The 1140-nt window shown below is 72.3% G+C and carries 1 protein-coding gene; it reads right to left on the bottom strand.

Annotated elements, in window-relative coordinates; all coding sequences use genetic code 11:
• Positions 1 to 88: 88 nt before the first annotated feature.
• Complete coding sequence (locus tag CCN39_RS44655; protein ID WP_086852883.1) at positions 89 to 1042, bottom strand: Ppx/GppA phosphatase family protein; 954 nt, start codon at positions 1040 to 1042, stop codon at positions 89 to 91.
• Positions 1043 to 1140 lie beyond the last annotated feature (98 nt).

The raw sequence follows: 1140 nt of genomic DNA, 5'->3' as shown, positions 1-1140 counted from the left end.
GAGATCCGGCTTCAATCACGTGAGATCCGGCTTCAATCACGTGAGTTCCGGCCTCGGTCACGTGAGATACGGGGCCGGTCACGGGGGGTCAGGTGAGGGAGAGGGCGATGCCGTCGAGGATGTCGTGTTCGCTGACCACCAGCTTGGTCGGGCCGCCGCGGGCCGCGAGCTGCTCGGCCAGGGTCTGGACCACCACCGCGCCGCCGCCGATCACGTCGACGCGGCCCGGGTGGATCACCGGGTTGGCCGCGCGGGTCGCGTGGTCGCTGTGCAGCAGGTCCGAGGCGAGCCGGTCGATGTCCGCCGCGGTCAGTTCGGACAGGTGCACCCGGTCGCTGTCGTACTCCGGGAGCCCCAGCGCGATCGCCGACAGGGTGGTCACCGTGCCCGCGACGCCGATCCAGGTCTTCGCGCGGGCGACGTCGACGACGTCGAACGCGTCGGTGAGGACCTTGCCGGCCAGGTCGCGGGCGGTGGCGATCTCGTCCGCGGTCGGCGGGTCGCTCTTGAGCGCGCGCTCGGTGATCCGGACGCACCCGATGTCGACGGACTTGGCCGCGAGCACCTCGGCCCGCCTGCCGTCCCAGGTGCCGAGGACCAGCTCGGTCGAGCCGCCGCCGACGTCGACCACCACGAACGGGCCGTCGTCGGGGTCCTGCTCGCCCACCGCGCCGGTGAACGACAGCCGCGCCTCTTCGTCGCCGCTGATCACCTCGGCCTCGACGCCGAGGGTCTCGCGGGTCATGCGGAAGAAGTCGTCGCGGTTCTTCGCGTCGCGGGTCGCCGAGGTGGCGACCATGCGGACCTTCTCCACGCCCTTGCGCCGCGCGGCGATCGTGTAGTCGGCCAGCGCGGCCCGGGTGCGCTCGAGGGCCTCGGGGGCGAGCTCGCCGGTGGCGTCGACGCCTTGGCCGAGCCGGACGATCCGCATCTCGCGGTGCAGGTCGCGCAGGTCGACCGTGCCGTCGTGGCGCGGCGTCAGCTCGGCGACGAGCAGGCGGATGGAGTTGGTCCCACAGTCGATCGCGGCAACACGAGGCATGCCGCAACCCTAACCGGACGGCGGCGGCACCGTGGTTGTGGACGGGACGACCGACGTGCTGACCGAGGTGACCACCTGGTCCGCACGTCGGCGTCCCG

It is taken from the genome of Amycolatopsis kentuckyensis, assembly GCF_002155975.1.
In the GTDB taxonomy this organism is placed as follows: Bacteria; Actinomycetota; Actinomycetes; order Mycobacteriales; family Pseudonocardiaceae; genus Amycolatopsis; species Amycolatopsis kentuckyensis.
Note: the sequence above shows the minus strand (reverse complement) of the source record. Positions and strands in the feature narration are given on the sequence as shown.

What these genes read in the sequence shown, in the direction of transcription:
- CCN39_RS44655 (WP_086852883.1), bottom strand. Translation starts at nt 1,042, where the DNA reads ATGCCTCGTGTTGCCGCGATCGACTGTGGGACCAACTCCATCCGCCTG.